This window comes from Pseudoroseicyclus sp. H15, from assembly GCF_054353345.1.
In genome coordinates this window covers 17514-35544 of record NZ_JBTHJE010000003.1, presented here as the reverse complement: position 1 = coordinate 35544, position 18031 = coordinate 17514, and the positions used below count along the sequence as shown (strand labels likewise).

At 67.4% G+C, this 18031-nt stretch carries 17 protein-coding genes; 3 read left to right on the top strand and 14 right to left on the bottom strand.

The genetic code is table 11. The annotated features are described in order from the left end of the window. Positions 1–12: 12 nt before the first annotated feature. The 5 genes from ACXN5S_RS07675 to ihfB are packed head-to-tail and all read right to left on the bottom strand — an operon-like array spanning position 13 to position 3624. A complete protein-coding gene (locus ACXN5S_RS07675; RefSeq protein ID WP_458604834.1) occupies positions 13–1086 on the bottom strand; it encodes a hypothetical protein in 1074 nt (357 codons plus the stop codon). Continuing rightward, positions 1079–2293, bottom strand: a complete 1215-nt coding sequence (locus ACXN5S_RS07670; RefSeq protein ID WP_458604833.1) for a hypothetical protein — start codon at positions 2291–2293, stop codon at positions 1079–1081. Before ACXN5S_RS07670 ends, ACXN5S_RS07675 begins: the two co-directional genes overlap by 8 nt. After that, positions 2290–2946: a phosphoribosylanthranilate isomerase gene (locus ACXN5S_RS07665; RefSeq protein ID WP_458604832.1), complete on the bottom strand. Its 657-nt coding sequence runs from the start codon at positions 2944–2946 to the stop codon at positions 2290–2292. Before ACXN5S_RS07665 ends, ACXN5S_RS07670 begins: the two co-directional genes overlap by 4 nt. Positions 2947–2990: 44 nt before the next feature. Then, entirely contained in the window at positions 2991–3332 is a 342-nt protein-coding gene (locus ACXN5S_RS07660) for a lipopolysaccharide assembly protein LapA domain-containing protein (RefSeq protein ID WP_458604831.1), read from the bottom strand. Positions 3333–3342: 10 nt separating this feature from the next. Continuing rightward, positions 3343–3624: an integration host factor subunit beta gene (gene ihfB / locus ACXN5S_RS07655; protein ID WP_458604830.1), complete on the bottom strand. Its 282-nt coding sequence runs from the start codon at positions 3622–3624 to the stop codon at positions 3343–3345. 296 nt (positions 3625–3920) lie between these two features. Between ihfB and ACXN5S_RS07650 the strand changes: the two genes are divergently transcribed. Together ACXN5S_RS07650 and ACXN5S_RS07645 are read left to right on the top strand one after the other, a co-directional pair. Beyond that, positions 3921–4556: an SRPBCC family protein gene (locus tag ACXN5S_RS07650; RefSeq protein ID WP_458604829.1), complete on the top strand. Its 636-nt coding sequence runs from the start codon at positions 3921–3923 to the stop codon at positions 4554–4556. Further along, on the top strand, positions 4556–4888 hold the full coding sequence (locus ACXN5S_RS07645; RefSeq protein ID WP_458604828.1) for an ArsR/SmtB family transcription factor: 333 nt from the start codon (positions 4556–4558) through the stop codon (positions 4886–4888). Before ACXN5S_RS07650 ends, ACXN5S_RS07645 begins: the two co-directional genes overlap by 1 nt. Before the next feature lie 197 nt (positions 4889–5085). On the opposite strand, the gene rpsA is transcribed toward ACXN5S_RS07645, so the two are convergent. Then, positions 5086–6948, bottom strand: a complete 1863-nt coding sequence (gene rpsA / locus ACXN5S_RS07640; RefSeq protein WP_458604827.1) for a 30S ribosomal protein S1 — start codon at positions 6946–6948, stop codon at positions 5086–5088. A gap of 119 nt (positions 6949–7067) precedes the next feature. Between rpsA and ACXN5S_RS07635 the strand changes: the two genes are divergently transcribed. Next, complete coding sequence (locus ACXN5S_RS07635) at positions 7068–7454, top strand: DoxX family protein (protein ID WP_458604826.1); 387 nt, start codon at positions 7068–7070, stop codon at positions 7452–7454. 91 nt (positions 7455–7545) lie between these two features. Here the strand turns inward: ACXN5S_RS07635 and glmM are convergent, their stop codons facing one another. The 8 genes from glmM to ACXN5S_RS07595 form a co-directional block, all read right to left on the bottom strand. Then, a complete protein-coding gene (gene glmM / locus ACXN5S_RS07630; RefSeq protein ID WP_458604825.1) occupies positions 7546–8904 on the bottom strand; it encodes a phosphoglucosamine mutase in 1359 nt (452 codons plus the stop codon). Further along, entirely contained in the window at positions 8898–9890 is a 993-nt protein-coding gene (gene folP / locus ACXN5S_RS07625; protein WP_458604824.1) for a dihydropteroate synthase, read from the bottom strand. Before folP ends, glmM begins: the two co-directional genes overlap by 7 nt. Further along, the gene (locus ACXN5S_RS07620; RefSeq protein WP_458604823.1) at positions 9887–10747 is read right to left on the bottom strand and encodes a dihydroneopterin aldolase; all 861 of its coding nucleotides are present in this window, start codon (positions 10745–10747) and stop codon (positions 9887–9889) included. Before ACXN5S_RS07620 ends, folP begins: the two co-directional genes overlap by 4 nt. A 207-nt stretch (positions 10748–10954) precedes the next feature. After that, complete coding sequence (locus ACXN5S_RS07615) at positions 10955–11605, bottom strand: cell wall hydrolase (RefSeq protein ID WP_458604822.1); 651 nt, start codon at positions 11603–11605, stop codon at positions 10955–10957. 194 nt (positions 11606–11799) lie between these two features. Continuing rightward, entirely contained in the window at positions 11800–14352 is a 2553-nt protein-coding gene (locus ACXN5S_RS07610) for a putative PEP-binding protein (protein WP_458604821.1), read from the bottom strand. Between the two features lie 78 nt (positions 14353–14430). Then, positions 14431–16488 carry a glycine--tRNA ligase subunit beta gene (gene glyS, locus ACXN5S_RS07605; RefSeq protein WP_458604820.1) on the bottom strand — a complete coding sequence of 686 codons (2058 nt, stop codon included), beginning with the start codon at positions 16486–16488 and terminating at the stop codon, positions 14431–14433. Next, positions 16485–16997 (bottom strand): DUF6446 family protein, encoded by a 513-nt coding sequence (locus ACXN5S_RS07600; RefSeq protein ID WP_458604819.1) that lies wholly within the window; start codon positions 16995–16997, stop codon positions 16485–16487. The genes glyS and ACXN5S_RS07600 overlap by 4 nt, the downstream gene beginning before the upstream one ends. Continuing rightward, positions 16997–17914 (bottom strand): glycine--tRNA ligase subunit alpha, encoded by a 918-nt coding sequence (locus tag ACXN5S_RS07595; RefSeq protein ID WP_458604818.1) that lies wholly within the window; start codon positions 17912–17914, stop codon positions 16997–16999. Before ACXN5S_RS07595 ends, ACXN5S_RS07600 begins: the two co-directional genes overlap by 1 nt. Positions 17915–18031: the final 117 nt, after the last annotated feature.

The following is an 18031-nucleotide window of genomic DNA, read 5'->3' as shown; positions in this document are numbered from 1 at the left end:
AAGGCCGCTGGGTCAGCCGGCGGCCTTCGCGCGCTGCTTGGCCCTGCGGGCCTCCATCGCTGCCAGCTCGTTCTGGCGGAGGCCTTTGAGGAGAGCGAGTATGTCGTCGCCGCTGTTGGCAGGCTCATGGCCGAGCTCTCGGATATGGCTGGCCAGATCGGGCCCGAGCGATTGGCCATAGGCCAGCATCTCGTCGATGCTCGCGAAGGCCTTGCCGCGCGGCTCGTCGGGCGGGAAGCGACTGCCCATGCGCTCTTCCATCCAGGCGATGTCGTCGGCCCATTCCTTCAGAACCGGCGCCACCAGATCGGGGTGGAAGCCGAAGCTCGACGACCCGAAATCGCGCAGGCCCCGGACAAGGCTGATATTGGCGAGGTTTTCCTTGCCGTAATGGCTCGCCGCACCCTCGTCGGATCGCAGGAGCGCCAGCACCGCCACCGCCTCCGCCGAAAGCGAGGTATTGGCGTCGCCCTTCTTGTTGCGCTTGGCCAGCGCGGTATCAAGCCCGAAGCGGTGCGCGAAATCGGCAAGAAGGTCGCCGTCGTGGAACGTTTCGCGCGAGAAGCGGGCGTATTCCAACCGGCCGCGACCGTCCATCGCCGCGTCCCAGCCCTCGAAGCGCCGGCGGTACTGGGGGTAGAAGTGGGCAAGCTTGGAAGGCGGCATCGCCCGCTTGATGCGCTGCTGGTAGTCCGAGCGGATAAAGCCCACCGGGTCGCGAACATAGACGAGCGCGTGCAGATCATCGGTGTTTCCGGCCAGATGCTCGGCAGCCCGTTCTGCCTCGTCAGGGGTGAAAACCGAGAAGTCTTCGGCCGAGAGGATGCCGCCTTTCTCGCCCTCGCTCAGCACCTCTTCCAGCTTGGCTCGAAATTCGGCCTGCTCGGCCTTGCGCGCTTCAGGATCGGCCGAGGTGAAAAGCCGGTTCTGCGGCTTGTCGGCGTAGGAAAGGCCAACGAACCGCGCATGCAGGCCACCGAGCGGCAACCATTCCGTCTGACCGTCGTCGTAAGACGAATAGGCCTGCTGGATGGTCGTCGAGCCGGCCTTGTTCATGCCGAGATGAATGAGAAGCCGTCTACGCATTGCTTTGTCCTTTTGCCGGCAGGGGCTCCGCCTTTGCCGATTGCTCTCGGGCCTGCTGTTTCTGTCGCAACTTGCGCGCCTTCGTTTCTTGCGCCTGCTGGCGCTTCAACTCTCTGAGGCGGCGATGCACGTCGAGGCGATAGGTCATCCTGTTGCGGAAGGTATCCTCGATCTCAAGAAAATGCATGACCATACCGCGCATCAGCCCCGGCACGCTCCGCCCCGAGTTGGCGGGCTCATAGCCCTGCTCATGCAGCCACTCGGCCAGCTCCGGGCCGAGCCCGCGCGCGTAACGGATGATCTGCCGGCTGTCGGAGAACATGACCGGCCCCAGCTTCGGCGCAGGGAAAGGCCTGCCGATCAGCTCTTGGATCCAGTCGATCTCTTCGGCGTTCTCAGCCAGCAGAGGCTGAATCGCCTCGGGGTCGAGCCGGATCGGGTTGCGCCCGAAGCCGTACATCAGGTTGATGAGCTTGATCTGCGCCTCATGCTCTTCGCCCCGCACCGGGCTCGGCCCGTCTGCATGTCGGAAGGCGTAGAAGACCGCAGCCCCCTCGGCCGTGAGCGAGGGGTTGGCCTTGGCACCCACGTCGCGCAGGTGCGAGGGATCGAGGCCGGCGCGGGCGACGAAGTCGTTCACGACATCGCCGTTCTCGTAGCTGGCGGGGTCGTAGAGCGACAAGTCGAAGCCATTGCCCGCTCGCTCCATCACGTAGTTCCAGCCGAAGAAGCGGAAACGATAGCGCGGATAAAGCGCCAGAAGGTTGAATTGCCGGAAGCCCGCCTGCACCCGCTGGCCGAATTCCGAGGCCATGAACCCCGCCGGATCGCGGACATAGCCGATGACCTTCACCTCATCGACCTGCCGGCGCAGATGCGAGATCAGCCGCGGGCGGAACGGCCCGTTGGGAAAGGTCGAGAGCTCTTCGCCGGAGATCACCACATTGGCGGGCGCCGCGTCGCGCAGGGCCTTGGCGATGCGCTTGCGGGCTGCCTCGCGCTCGGCAGGCCAGGCGGCCTCGTCGTCGCTGGCGTAGAAAGCCTTGGGCGGGTTGTCGAGATAGGCGAGCTTGAGCGGGATCGAGTGGTTCGGGTAGCCGAGGTCGAGATACTTGGTCTCGCCATCGTCATAGCCGGCCAAGCGGTGCTGCAGCGTCGTCGTGCCGGTCTTGTGCATGCCGATATGCAGCGTCGCCACGCGGCTCATGCGGTGGCGCCCTCAGGCACGCCCGCGGCCCGCGCGAAAGCGGCCATCATCGCGGCATCCTTGAAGCCCGGCGCGCTCTCGACGCCCGAGGAGACATCGATCTGGCGCGCGCCCGTCAAGCGGATCGCCTCGGCCACGTTGCCGGCATTCAGCCCGCCTGCCAGCATCCACGGCACTGGCCAGCGCCGCCCGGCGATCAGGCGCCAGTCGAAGGGCACGCCATTGCCGCCGGGCAGCACAGCCCCCTTCGGCGCCTTCGCATCGACGAGAAGCTGGTCGGCGACGGAGCCATGCGCCTCGAGCTCGGCCAGATCGCCCTCCCCCGACACGCCCACCGATTTCATCACCGGCAGGCCGGTCAGGCGGCGCACCTCGGCCACCCGCTCGGGCGTCTCGGCTCCATGCAGCTGCACCATGTCGAGCGGCACCTCGGCCAGCATCGCATCGAGTTCGGCATCGCTTGGATCGACGAACAGGCCCACCTTCATGCGCCCCATCGGCACGGCCCCGGCCAGCGCAGCGGCCTCGGCGGCGGTGACATAGCGGGGCGAGGGCGGGAAGAAGTTGAAGCCGAAATAAGCCGCGCCGGCCGAAGCGGCGGCGGCGATCTGCTCCGCCTCGCGGAGGCCGCATATCTTGAGCCGGATAGTCATGCGGGGCTTCTAGTCGAGGGGGGCGGAATTGGGAAGCACCGGCCCTATTCGAGCAGGGCCAGAACCTCGTCTTTGCCCTCGTGCTTCTCGGTCTTCAGGCGGCCGACCTCGCGCTTGAGATCGTTCACCTCGCGGGCGCGCCGGCGGGATTCGCTGCGCTGGCGGGATTCGCGGATCCACTCCCAGAAGAAGCCGATCAGCAGGCCAGCAGCGACGCCGAGGAAGATGACCACGAAGAGAGGCACGTCGATGTCGGGCGAGATGTTGAGAAGGTCGCTCAGCGTCTCGGGCATGGCGCGCACGGTCACAAGCGAACGGTTGGCTATGCCGATGGCGATCAGGCAAAGCGCAACCACACCCCAGAAGGCGAAACGAATGGTTCTCATGGGCTCGATCCTACTTGCCGTTCAGGCGGTCGCGCAACAACTTGCCGGTCTTGAAGAAGGGCACGCACTTCTCATCGACCTCAACCGCCTCACCCGTACGCGGGTTCCGCCCGGTTCGCGAGTCCCGTTTCTTGACGGAGAAGGCCCCGAAGCCGCGCAATTCGACGCGGTTACCGCCGGCCATGGCATCGGTGATTTGCTCGAAGATCGTGTTCACGATCTTCTCGACGTCGCGCTGATACAGATGAGGGTTCTCGTCGGCGATCTTCTGGATCAGCTCTGAGCGGATCATCGGCTACCTCCCCTGGGGCACGCGGCAACGTTTCTTCTTGTTCTGGTTTTCGACTATAGGATGAAAAAAACGAGCCGGAAATAGCAGCCTGCAGCCAAACTGCCGGATTGTGAGCGCGAACGGGGCGTCATTCCGCCTTTTCGCCCGGCGAAGTCGCCGCCCGAAGGCCTGCGGCGGTTTGCCGCACCGCAGTATGCGACAAGCGATTCGGGCCGAGCTGAAGCGGGCGCAGAAAAAGGCTTGGCGAGGATTTAAGTCCATCCTAATATAAGTGAATTCTTGCAAGGGAATCGCACATGACCTTTGACCAGCATCTCGGCGCGGTGCAGCGCAGCGTCGCCAGCCTGAACGTCGAGGGGCGCGAGGCCCGCGCCGTCACGCTAACCCGCCCCTACGAGACAGACGCCGCCGACCTGTGGGACATTCTGACCAACCCCGAGCGCCTGCCCCGCTGGTTCGCCCCCGTCGACGGCGACTTCGAGCTAGGCGGCCGCTTCAAGGTGACCGGCAATGCCGGCGGCAAGATCCTGGAATGCGCCCCGCCCCGAAAGCTGGAGCTGACCTGGGAGATGGGGGAGGACATCAGCTGGGTCTCCGTCACGCTGGAGGAGCTGGGGCCGGAGCGCACAGAGCTGACGCTCGTTCACACCGCCTTTGTCAGCCCCTTCTGGGATCAGTTCGGCCCCGGCGCGGTCGGCGTCGGCTGGGACGGCGCGCTCCTCGGCCTGGCCCTGCACCTCTCCGACCCGTCGGCGGAGAAGCCGGACGAGAACACCTTTCACCTGCAGCCGGACGGCCGCGCCTTCATCACCGGATCGGCAGAGAGCTGGGGCAAGGCCGAGGAGGCTGGCGGCGAGAGCGCCGAGAATGCGCAGCGCCGCGCGGCGGCCACCGCCGCCTTCTACACGGGCGAACAGCCGCCGGGCGCCTGATGGGCGCCTTCGACATCCTGGGAGACCCGGTGCGCCGCCGCATCCTGGAGCTGCTGGCGGAGGGGGCTCACAGCTCCGGCCAGATCGTCGAGGTGATCCGCGCCGAGCACGGCATCACGCAGGCCGCCGTCTCGCAGCATCTGCGGGTGCTGCGCGAGGCCGGCTTCGCCACCGTCACGCCCGAAGGCGCCCGTCGCATCTACACGTTAGATCCCGCCCCCCTGGCGGAGGTGGACGCCTGGCTCGGCCGCTTCCGCGCCTTCTGGGAGCCCAAGCTCTCTGCCATCGAGACGGAGGTGGCGCGAGGCAAGAAGGCGCGGCGAGGGAATTAGCTCGCCGCCTCCTCGATCATGGCCTTCGCCTTCGGCATGCGGGCAAGGGCAGCGTCGATCCGCTGGCGCCATCTCGGCCCGCAAGTTACCCAACGAAAATATCTTTTGTGGGGTAACCCCTCGCCTGCCCTACCCCAAACGAAAAGCCCCGCGCCATCTCTGGCGCGGGGCTCTCCTTCAGGCCGAAGCCTTCAGGATCAGTCGTCGTCGTTGCCGCGCAGGGCCGCGCCGAGGATGTCGCCGAGCGAGGCGCCGGAGTCGGAGGAGCCGTACTGCTCGACCGCTTCCTTCTCTTCGGCGATCTCGCGGGCCTTGATCGACAGACCCAGCTTGCGGGTCTTGCTGTCGACCTGGGTGACGCGCACGTCGACCTTGTCGCCCACACCGAAGCGCTCAGGGCGCTGCTCGGAGCGGTCACGCGACAGATCGGAGCGGCGGATGAAGGACTTCATGCCTTCGTATTCCACCTCGATGCCGCCATCCTCGATCTTCGTCACTTCGACGGTGACGATCGAGCCCCGCTTCACGCCGCCGATGGCCTCGGCGAACGGGTCGTCGCCCAGCTCTTTGATCGAGAGCGAGATACGCTCTTTCTCGACATCGACCTCAGAGACCTTCGCCTTGACGATATCGCCCTTGCGATACTCCTGGATGGCCTGCTCGCCGCGCTGATCCCAGCTGAGATCGGAGAGGTGAACCATGCCGTCGATATCGCCCGGAAGGCCGACGAAGAGGCCGAACTCGGTGATGTTCTTCACCTCGCCCTCGACTTCGGTGCCCGCCGGATGCGTCTCGGCGAAGACTTCCCACGGGTTGCGCATCGTCTGCTTCAGGCCGAGCGAGACGCGGCGCTTGGCGCTGTCGATCTCGAGGACCATGACATCCACTTCCTGCGAGGTGGAGACGATCTTGCCGGGGTGCACGTTCTTCTTCGTCCAGGACATTTCCGAGACGTGAACCAGACCTTCGACACCGGGTTCCAGCTCCACGAAGGCGCCGTAATCGGTGATGTTGGTGACGCGGCCGGAATGCACCGAGCCGAGCGCGAACTTCTGCTCGACCGAATCCCACGGGTCGGCCTGAAGCTGCTTCATGCCGAGCGAGATGCGGTGCGTCTCTTTGTTGATCTTGATGACCTGGACTTTCACGGTCTCGCCGATCGACAGGATCTCCGAGGGGTGGTTCACACGGCGCCAGGCCATGTCGGTGACGTGCAGCAGGCCGTCCACGCCGCCGAGGTCAACGAACGCACCGTATTCGGTGATGTTCTTGACCACACCGTCGACCGCCTGGCCTTCGGTGAGATTGGCGATGACTTCGGCACGCTGTTCGGCACGCGACTCTTCCAGAATGGCGCGGCGCGAGACAACGATGTTGCCGCGGCGACGATCCATCTTGAGGATCTGGAAGGGCTGCTTGAGGCCCATGAGGGGGCCCGCGTCGCGCACGGGGCGCACATCGACCTGGGAGCCGGGCAGGAAGGCCACGGCGCCGCCGAGATCGACGGTGAAGCCGCCTTTGACGCGACCGAAGATGGCGCCTTCGACGCGCTCTTCGTCGGCATAGGCCTTCTCGAGCCGGTCCCACGCCTCTTCACGGCGCGCCATCTCGCGGGAGATGACGGCTTCGCCGCGGGCGTTCTCGACCTGGCGGAGGTAAACCTCGACTTCATCGCCGACGCTGATGTCGGGCGACTCGCCGGGGTTCGCGAATTCCTTGAGATCGACGCGGCCTTCCATCTTGTAGCCGACATCGATGATGGCCTGACCCGCTTCGACAGCGATCACGCGGCCTTTTACGACACTGCCTTCGTTCGGCGTGTCCATTTCGAGGCTTTCGTTCAGAAGGGCCTCGAATTCCTCCATAGATGTATCTTGAGCCATGTGGCTAATCGTTTTCCTTTTCGTACGTTTATACTGGCCTCGCGGTTGTCTCCGCGGGTCTTTGATGTGGCTTGGCCGAGAGGCTTTTGGGCGGAGCGTAAACAAAAAGGGCCGGTTGTCCCGACCCCGCCCCTCACGCTCTGCCCGCGACTGTTCCGCCGCTTCGGCAGCGCCCATATAGGCGCCGGGGACATGCAGGGCAAGGGAAAACGGGCCAAGAGCCCCGCTGACGCTTGACAGACGCGGCCGGAGCTGCGGATAAAGGTTGATATCAAACCTGTTCTGGAGCGCCGCACATGTCGGATCAGACCATGGCGCGGATCGGCTGGGGCCTGACCGTGCTTTTCGCTCTCTTCATGGCCTTCGCCTCGGTGATGCCGAAGCTCGTCATGGATGTCGGCGCGCAGACGATGGCCGATCTCGGCTGGCCCGAGGCGCCTGTCGGGCTGATCGGCATGCTGGAACTGGTCTGCACGATCCTCTTCGTCATCCCGGCCACCGCGCTTCTGGGGGGCATCCAGATGATGGCGATCCTTGGCGGGGCCATGGTCACGCAGATCCGGGCCGACATGCCGCTGTTCTCCAACGAGCTCTTCAGCGTCTATCTCGGCATCCTGATGTGGGGCGCGCTCTGGCTGCGCGCCCCCCGCTTCCGCGCCCTCTTCCCGATTCGCCGCGATTAGGGCTCGGGCTCACCTGGCCCTCCCCGGCGAAGGCCGGATGGGGCGGAGGCAAGAGCGGCCGGGTCATAGCGCCGGGGTTACAAACCCACCCTTAACTTGCCGGCTCCTGCGCAGCCTCCGTCACCGCGGCGACGATCTCGTCCACCACATCCGCCATCAGCCGCTCGTCCTCGGCCTCGGCCATCACGCGGATCAGCGGCTCGGTGCCCGACTTGCGAATGACCAGCCGGCCCGAGCCGTTCAGCCGCTTTTCGCCATCGGCAATCGCCGCGCTCACCCGGGCCGTCTCCAGCGGCGCCTGCCCCGCGGCATAGCGCACGTTCTTCAGAACCTGCGGCACCCGGTCGAACTGGCGCACCAGCTCGCTCGCCGGCTTGCCGCTTTCCACCATAGCCGCCAGCACCTGCAGCCCGGCCAGCAGGCCGTCGCCGGTGGTAGCGTAATCCGTCATCACGATATGGCCCGATTGCTCGCCGCCGAGGTTGAACCCCCCCGCCCGCATCGCCTCCACCACATAACGGTCGCCCACGCGGGTCCGGTGCAGGTTCAGCCCCTGCCCGTCCAGGAACTGCTCCAGCCCGAGGTTGCTCATCACCGTCGCCACCAGCGTGCCGCCATTCAGCCGCCCTGCCCCGGCCCAGCGCGCTGCCATCAGCGCCATCAGCTGGTCGCCATCGGCCTCCTCGCCGTTCTCGTCGAGGATGATCACCCGGTCGGCATCGCCATCGAGGCAGATGCCAATGTCGGCGCCATGCGTCACCACCGTCTCGGCCGCCGTGCGCGTATGGGTGCTGCCGACCCGGTCGTTGATGTTGAAGCCGTCGGGCTTGGTGCCAACCTCGATGACGGTCGCGCCCAGCTCCCACAGCACCTCGGGCGCCACCTTGTAGGCCGCACCGTTGGCGCAATCGATCACCACCTTCAGCCCGCTCAGACGCAGCCCATGCGGGAAGGTGCTCTTCAGCCGCTCGGCATAGCGGAAGCGGCCGTCGTCGATGCGCTTCGCGCGGCCGATGTTGTTCGCCTGCGCCGGCTCGATCTCGCCCGCCACCAGCGCCTCGATCTCGGCCTCCGCCGCGTCGTTCAGCTTGAAGCCGTCGGGCCCGAAGAACTTGATGCCGTTGTCCTGGTGCGGGTTGTGGCTGGCGGAGATCATGATCCCCACGTCGGCGCGGATGGAGGTCGTCAGCATCCCCACCGCCGGTGTCGGCACCGGGCCGAGCAGGAACACGTTCATCCCCGTCGATGTCAGCCCCGCCGTCAGCGCGTTCTCGAACATGTAGCCCGAAAGCCGCGTGTCCTTGCCGATCACCACCCGGTGGCCATTGGACCCATCATTGCGAAAGTACCGCCCGGCGGCGGCGCCGATCTTCAGCGCCATCTCCGCGGTCATCGGCCAGGTATTGGCCGTGCCGCGCACACCGTCGGTTCCGAAAAGCTGCCTCACCATGTCTCTGCCTCTATCAGGGCCGTCTGTAGGCGCAGCCCTTGCCGTGTTTGCGTCGTGTCATGCACCCGGATGATCTGCACCCCCGCCCGCGCGCCTGCCAGCGCCACCGCGAGAGAACCACCCAGGCGCTCCTCTGCCACCTCCGCCTCGCCGATCGTGCCGATGAAGCGTTTGCGCGAGGCCCCGAGAAGAAGCGCCGTGCCAAGGTCATGATATAGGGGCAGATGCGCGAGAAGACTCACGTTATGTTGCAGGGTCTTGCCGAAGCCGATGCCCGGATCGGCGATGATCCGCCCGCGCGGGATGCCGTGGGATTCGGCCAGCGCGATCCGCTCGGCGAGATGCTCGAAGACCTCCGCGACGACATCGCCGTAACGCGCCTGCTTCTGCATCGTCGCCGGGTCGGCGACGGAGTGCATCAGGCAAACGGGGCAGCCCCGCTCCGCCACCAGGGGCGCCATCTCGTTATCAAAGCGGAAGGCGGCCACGTCGTTGACGATGTCGGCCCCCGCGTCCAGAGCCGCCGCCGCCACCTCCGCCTTGCGCGTGTCGATGGAGATGGGCGTGGCGATCCCCGCCTCGCGGATGGCGCGGATCACTGGCGCGGTTCGGGCAATCTCCTCGGCCCGGCTGACCTCCTCGGCCCCGGGCCGGGTGCTCTCGCCGCCGATGTCGATGATGTCGACCTCGCCGGCCATCTCCCGTGCCCGCGCCAGCGCCCGCTCGAGCGTTGCGTGGCGCCCGCCATCCGAAAAGCTGTCGGGTGTCACATTGAGGATGCCCATCAGCCGCGGCCGGTCCATGCTGAGCCCGCAGATATCGGCGCGCCGCTCGCTGAGCCGCGCCCGCTCATCGGCAGCCAGATCAGCGACCGGCCGGCGCGCCCCGCCCCAATCCTGCACCTCTCCGAACCAGAGGCCGTCCACCCCGGCGACAGGCAAGGCCCCCTCCGGCGCCCGCCCGGTGCGCGGCAAAGGCGCGATCATCGGGGCAGCTCCCGCGCCGGCACCAGCGTTGCCGGTACAGGCCCGCCAAGGCTCACCAGCTCGACCGCCCCCAACTCGTCGGCCAGCCAGGCGGCGAGGGTCGCGGCGTCGGTGGCCTCCGGCGCGTCCGGCGTGTTCAGCACCAGCCGAGAGGGCAGCCAGAGCGACCGTTGGGCATGGCGCAGCCCCCAGTCGAGCTCCGTCCGGCTGGAGACGGGCACCAGCCCCTCCACCCGCGCCGCCAGCGCCCAGCCCGCCTGCTCGATGGCCAGCAGCGCGATCCGCCGCGCCGCCATGCTCTCCGCCGCCGCCGGCACTGGCAGGTCCGCCGGCCCCGTCACGACGATCACAGGATGATCCGCCGCCAGCTCGTCCAGCCGCTCCGCCAGCCCCTCCGCCTCGGGACGCGTCAGCAGCACCACGCGCGGCCTCGGCGGCGGTGATGCCTCGCCCACGGCCTCGCCTTTGGCGCGCACAATCTCCACACCCAGCGCATAGGGGCCCCGGTCGAGCTTCTGAATGCGCAGGATCACCCGGGCAGCAAGCGGCTCGGCAAGGATGCGGGCCGCGATCGCCTCCGCCAGGCTTTCCAGCAGGTCATGCCGTGCCGCGGCCAGCTCGGTCTCGATCGCCTCTGTGATCTTGTCGTAGGAGAGGATGGCGTCGACATCGTCTCCGGCGCCCTGCCCGGCCACCTCGACCACTGCGTCGAACTGCAGCCCCTGCCGCAGACCACGCTCGGATTGAAAGGCGCCGATCTCGGCCTCAAGCCGGAAATCCCGCACCGAGATCCGGTCCGCCATCGCCCGCGCCCGCCCCTCGGGGTGACCGAACGCCTCGGCAATCTCGTCACTCATGAAAGCCTCCCGCTGCCCAGCCAGACCTAAGTCGCCAGCCCCCGGCCCGCAACATCGCCCCAAGGCTCACGTGCCCCCTTCGACTGCCAAATATCCTCGGGTGGGCTGCCAAAGGCAGCGGGGGCAGACAGCCCCCCTCCAACACCAGCCAACCACGCCCCCGCCAGCGCCGCTCGCGAGGCGCTCCGTCAGGAGCGACGAGCAGCGTCAGGTCTGCCGATAGAACAGATGCGCGCCGATCTGCGCGGTCTGCGGGAAGCTCCGGGCCCAGGAGGGGCGCACGGCATTGGTGTGGTAATAGGTGGCGCCGCCGGTCAGCTGGCGGTCCGCCCCGTCCAGCATCAGCCGGGCGACCTTGCCCACCCGGTCCCAGGCCGCCTGCTCGTGCACCACATCGGGCGAGCCGTCGCAGGTATAGGTAAACTGGCACTGGTAGCGCGCGCCGGTGCCCTGGTGGATCACACCGCAGACAGAGCCAGGGAAGCGCGGCGAATCGACCCGGTTCATGATGACCTCGGCCACCGCAAACAGGCCCTGGGCGCTCTCGCCGCGGGCCTCGAAATAGAGCGCCTCGGTCAGGCACTGCCATTCCTCACCGCCGTTGGCAGACGGCTGCTCGGAGAGGAAGGCTTCGGTGTAGGCCACGTCGCCCATGGCGGCGAGGCGTTCTTCAGAGGGGGAGGTCACCGCAAGCAGCCTGGCCTCTGGCGTCGCCGAGAGCGCGCTGCGCTCCTGTCCCAGAAGATCGGAAAGCTGGCCTGCCAGTTCGTTCTGCGCCGCCGCGATGGAGGGCAGCGCGAGAGCCAGCGTGACAAGGGCGCCCTTGAGCGCCCGGAACCCCATCTGAGTAAGCTGCATTGTCTCTTAAACCCCTTGGGCGCGACAGAGCCGCCGCGCAAGCAAGCGGCTGCTACCCGGCCTCGGGCGGAGCGTCGAATCCGGCGCGCCGCGACTCCGCCTGTTTGGGCGGAAGTTCGCTTAAACTTTGATCTCTGCGACAACAGCTGGTGGCCTGTGACCCCTCAGCCACAAGCCCCGCGACAGCCTTCGCGTCACCCTCGCGCGTTCCGCCCCTCTGCGATGGCGAGCTGGGCGGCAGAGAGTCGCGCCACCGGCACCCGGAAGGGCGAGCAGGAGACGTAGGTGAATCCCTCGCCCCGGCAGAAGGCGATGGCCCGCTCGCTGCCGCCATGCTCGCCGCAGATCGCCAGCGTCACGCCCGGCCGGCCCTGCCGGCCACGCTCCGCTCCGATGCGCAGCAGTTCGCCCACCCCTTCTGTGTCGAGCAGGTGGAACGGGTCTTCCTCGTAGACGCCGGCGCGGACATAGGCGCCCATGAACCGCCCCGCATCGTCTCGCGACAGGCCGTAGGTCATCTGAGTGAGGTCATTGGTGCCGAACGACAGGAAATGCGCATGCGCCGCGATATCGGCGGCGCGCAGGGCGGCGCGCGGTGTCTCCACCATCACGCCGAGCCGGTAGTCGAACGTCGCCCCGGTCTCGGATCGCACGGCGGCGGCCACGGCATCCACCATGCCCTTCACCACCTCGACCTCGCGTGCGGCGGAGACCAGCGGGATCATGATCTCCGGCACCACCGTCTCGCCCGCCTGCCCGGCCTCGATGGCCGCCTCGAAGATGGCCCGCGCCTGCATCTCGTAGATCTGCGGCACCGCGATGCCGAGCCGCACGCCGCGCATGCCCAGCATCGGGTTGTATTCGCTCAGCGCCTCCACTCGCGCCTGCACATCGGCGAAGGGCTTGCCCAGCCCCTCGGCCATGTCCTTCAGGCCCCGCTTGTCGGTCGGCAGAAACTCGTGCAGCGGCGGGTCGAACAGGCGGATGCAGACGGGCTGGCCCTGCATGATCTCGAACAGGCGGATGAAATCGCCCCGCTGCAGCGGCAGCAGGCGAGATAGGACGGCTTTGCTCTCTTCCTCGGTCTCCGAGAAGATCACCTCGCGCATCAGCCCGATGCGCCCCTCCTCGAAGAACATGTGCTCGGTCCGGCAAAGGCCGATGCCCTCGGCCTCGAAGCGGCGGGCCACCTGGGCGTTGACCGGCGTGTCGGCATTGGCGCGCACGCCGATATCGCGATACTGGTCGGCCCAGCCAAGCAGGGTGCGGAAGCTCTCGTCCAGCCCGCCCTCGATCAGCTTCGCCTCGCCCGACAGGATCTCGCCGGTGCTGCCGTCGATGGTCACCCAGTCGCCCGGTTTCAGCACCCGTCCGCCCGGCGCCTGCACATGGCCCTGCCGGTCGATCGACAGATCCGCCGCGCCAACGACGCAGGGCAGGCCGATGCCGCGCCCGATGACGGCGGCGTGGCTCGTCATGCCGCCGCGAATGGTGATGATGCCCTGCGCCACCTGCATGCCGCGGATATCTTCCGGGCTGGTCTCGCGCCGGATCAGGATGGTCGGCTCTTCGCGCGTCGCGGCGGCCTGCGCCTCATCGGCCGTGAACACCAGCCGGCCGCTGGCGGCGCCGGGCGAGGCGGCTATGCCGCGCGCGATGACATCGCGCTTCGAGGCGGCATCGACCTGCGGGTGCAGCAGCGCCGTCAGCGAGCTGGCAGAGACGCGCATCACCGCCTCGGCCTCGGGGATCACGGCATCCAGCGCCAGATCGACGGCGATCTTCACCGTGGCGCGCGGGCCGCGCGGCAGGCGCACGGCATCGAGGATGGCGACGCGCCCGCTCTCTATGGTGAATTCCACCTGCATCTCTTCGCGCAAGCGCTGCCGGCAAAGCTCGCCCGCCGCCACCAGCTCGGCAAAGGCCTCGGGCGCCTGCTCTTCCAGGGAGGGGCCGCGCGGATCGCGGGTGAGGTAGAGCGCGCCGGTCGAGGCACCCAAAGCCTCGCGACCCTGGCTCTGGCCGAGGTAGCGCCCGGTGATCTGCGGCTCGCCTGTTTCCGCATCGACGAAGCAGATGACGCCCGAGCCGCATTCCCCCGGCCCCACGCCCAGTGCCATGGCCTGCACGACGAGGCCGAGCCCGGCATCGGCGGGCGCCCCTTTCGACTGGCGCAGCAGCCGGGCCGAGGTGCCCTCCCATGCGCGCGCCATCGAGCGGAGCACTTCCGCGAGCTGCACCTCGGGCGTCTGCGGGAAGGGCTCGTCCATCTCCTCTTCGTAGAGGCTGCGCATCTTCTCCACCGCCTCGGGGGTCGGCGTGTCGGGCAAATGAAAGAGATCGGCATCGAGCCGGGCGACATGCTCGGCATAGGATTGGATGAACCGCAGATAAAGCGCGTTGGCCGCCTCTTCGCCGATGCTCTCGCAAAGCGCAGCGTGGCGCTGATCGTTCATGCCGATGTTCAGAATGGCGCTCGGGCCGCCCCAATCCTGATCCTGGCTGGAGGGGCGCACGCAGAGCAGCGGCGCGTCGCCGAAGGGGTCGAGGATCTCGCCCACCGGCGGCGCCTTGCCCATGGCAATCTCGTGCACCGCCTCGAACGAGAGCGCCACCGTGGTGGGCACGTTGAAGCCCAGCCGGACCAGCCGCTGCAGACATTTCGCGCGGCCGCCATGCTCCTGCGGCGACATGCGCGCCGTCGGCGTGATAAGCGTGACCTTATCGAAGCGCAAAGATTGCTGCATTGCGGCATGACCTCCCGAAGGCACCTTACGCCTTCGGGATAGCCATGCAAGCGCGGCGGGCGCGGGCCGTCGGGCCCGTCAGCCCTCCAGCCGGGTCAGATCGGCCGCCTCAAGGCAGACGGCCCGGATTCGGCTGAGCAGGTTCAGACGGTTGCGGCGCAGAAGCTGGTTGTCGGCATTCACCTGCACCGCCTCGAAGAAGGCGTCGATTGGCGCGCGCAGGCTGGCCATCGCGGCCATGGCGGCGGCGAAATCCTCGGCCTTGAGGGCGGGGGTGATCTTCGCCTCGGCCGCGTCGAGCGCGTCGAACAGGGCGATCTCCGCCGGGTCTTCGGCGAACTTGCGATCCGCCCCGAAGGAATATTCCACGCCATCCGCGGCTTCCGCCTGGCTGAGGATGTTGTTGGCGCGCTTGAAGCCCTGCACGAGGTTCACGCCGTCATCCGTTTTCACCACATCCGCCAGCGCCTCGGCCCGCGCGGTGACCAGGGCGAGATCGGCCGAATTTCGGCCAAGGCAGGCGTCGATCACGTCGTGCGGGATGCCGGCCTCGCGCAGGTGCACCTTCAGCCGGTCGTGGAAGAAGCGCAGCAGATCGCCCGCCTCGGCATCGGGATGCGCCCGCGCGATCAGCTCACCCAGCGGCAGGCGCAGGTTGTTGGCGAGGATCAGGCGGATCACGCCCAGCGCGGCACGGCGCAGCGCGAAGGGGTCTTTGCTGCCCGTGGGCTTCTCGTCGATGGCCCAGAAGCCGGCCAGCGTGTCGAGCTTGTCGGCCAGCGCCAGCGTGACGGAGACCGGCGCCGTGGGCACATCGTCAGACGGCCCGAGCGGCGCGTAATGCTCCTGCACGGCGGCTGCGACCTCGGGGGCGTGGCCCGCCTCGGCGGCGTAGTAGCGCCCCATCAGGCCCTGCAGATCGGGGAATTCACCGACCATCTCGGAGCGGAGGTCTGCCTTCGCGATGCGCGCCGCTTCTGCCGCCTGCTCGGGGTCAGCCCCGGCCATGGGGGCGATGTGGCGCGCCAGCGCCTCAATGCGGGTCACGCGATCGGCCTGGCTGCCGAGCTTCGACTGGAAGGTCACGTTCGCCAGCCCCTCGGCCATGCCGGTCAGCCCGCCTTCGCGGATCGCGTGCAGGTCATTGTCCCAGAAGAACTTGGCGTCCGACAGGCGGGCGCGCAGCACCCGCGAATTGCCGGCCAGAATGGCGGCGCCGCCGTCGGCCGCTTCGATATTCGCAACGGTGATCCAGGCCTCGATACGGCCCGTCTTCGGGTTGCGCACCGAGAAGAACTTCTGGTGCTCTTTCATCGAGGTCTGCAGCACCTCCGGCGGCAGGCCGAGGAACTGCTCCTCGATGCCGCCCATCAGCACGACCGGCCATTCCACCAGCCCGGCCACTTCGGCGAGGAGGCCCTTGTCTTCCACCACCTCGAAGCCCTTGGCGAAGGCGAGCTGCGTGGCATCGTGCCAGATCGCCTCGGCCCGCGCCTCGGGGCGCAGGATCACGCGGGCGGCCTTCAGCTTGGCTTCGTAATCGTCGAAATCATGCGCGCTGATCGCGGCGGGTGCCATGAAGCGGTGGCCGAACGTGCGGTCGCCGGCACTCAGCCCGTCAAGCTCCAGCGGCACGACCTCTGCCCCGCTCTCATCCGAGAGTACGCAGAGGATCGAATGCAGCGGCCGCACCCAGCGCAGATTGCCCGAGCCCCAGCGCATCGACTTGGGCCAGGGGAAATTGCGGATGGTCTTCTCGAGCACATCGGCCACGATGGCCGAGGCCGGGCGGCCGGGGCTGACGATGGTGGCGAAATAGGCCTCGCCCTTCTTGTCGGCGCGCACCTCCAGATCGTCCATCGTCAGGCCGGTGGAGCGCAGGAAGCCCTCGACGGCCTTCTCGGGCGCGCCAACCTTGGGGCCCTTGCGCTCTTCGCGGCTCTCCTGGCTGGCCTCGCTCAGCCCCTCGACCACGAGCGTCAGACGGCGCGGCGTCGCGAAGGCGGCGGCGGAGGCATAGGTAAGCCCGGCCTCGACAAGGCCATTGGTCATCAGCGATTTCAGATCGTCAGAGGCCCGGCCCTGCATGCGCGCCGGGATCTCTTCGCTGAACAGCTCGATCAGCAGCTCTTTCATTGCGTGTATTCCTCTGGCGGCGGCGGGCAGCCCTCGGGCGCCGGCTCGCCATCATAGACGGCCTCGCCGCAGGCGTTGATCTGGTGCCAGGCAAAGGCCCGGCCATCGGGATAAAGGGCGACCACCCGGTCGATGCCGTAGCGCACCTCGGCCTGGCCGAGCAGGGCCACCGCCTCGCCGCTTTCAAGCGCCTCGCCGATGCTCTTGGCGTTGTAGCAATCGAACCAGCGCGGCCCGGTCAGCGGCTCGGCTACCGGATAGGGCTGGTAGTCCTCCGGGTTCACATCGGGTAGTTCGAAGCAGGCGCGGTAGCGGATCGGAGAGGAATCCGCATCGATAGCCTTGCCATTTTCGAACCTCAGCGAGACCACAGCCCCCGTTTCGGCATCCGTGAGTTGCACATTTTCAACCGCAATCTCGTAATAGTAGCCGCGCGTCTGCAGGTACCACATGCCGCCGCCGACGATGAGCGCGACAATAACCATGGCGATGATGGCAAAGCGTGCCATCACGCGGCCTTCGCGGCATCGGTGGTGACGAAGGCATCGGCACAGGCCTTCGCCAGCGCCCGCACCCGGCCGATATAGGCCTGCCGCTCGGTGACAGAGATCACGCCCCGCGCGTCGAGCAGGTTGAAGACATGGCTGGCCTTGATGCACTGGTCATAGGCCGGATGCGCCAGAATGATGCGCTTGCCGCTGCGCGGGTCGATCTCCGGCACGGCGAGCAGGCGGGCGCATTCGGCCTCGGCATCCTCGAAATGGCGCAGCAGCATCTCTGTCGAGGCGACGTCGAAGTTGTGGCGCGAGTATTCCTCTTCCGTCTGGCGGAAGATGTCGCCGTAGGTCAGCGGGATCGGCGACTGCGGATCGTTGAACGGCATTTCCATGACATGCTCGACGCCGAGCACATACATCGCCAGCCGCTCAAGCCCATAGGTCAGCTCGCCAGAGACGGGGCGGCAATCGTGCCCGCCGACCTGCTGAAAATAGGTGAACTGGCTCACCTCCATCCCGTCGCACCAGACCTCCCAGCCCAGGCCCCAGGCGCCGAGCGTGGGGCTCTCCCAATCGTCCTCGACGAAGCGGATGTCGTGGTTGGCCATGTCGATGCCGATGGCTTCCAGCGAGCCCAGATACAGCGCCTGCAGGTCCGGCGGCGAGGGCTTCAGGATCACCTGATACTGGTAGTAATGCTGCATCCGGTTCGGGTTCTCGCCATAGCGCCCGTCGGTCGGGCGGCGCGAGGGCTGCACGTAAGCCGCGGCCCAGGCCTTCTCGCCCAGCGCACGCAGCGTGGTGGCGGGGTGAAAGGTGCCGGCGCCGACCTCCATGTCGTAGGGCTGCAGCACGGCGCAACCGCGGCTTGCCCAGTAGGATTGCAGGCGCAGGATGATCTCCTGAAAGCTCCTCGGGGCATCGGCCATGGCAAGCGTCTTTCATGAGGGACGGACGGGTGTGACGGGCGGGGCATAGTCCGCTGGCGCGAGAGGGTCAATCGCGCCACGCTGGGCGCCCAATTGCGCAAACACACGGTATTTTCG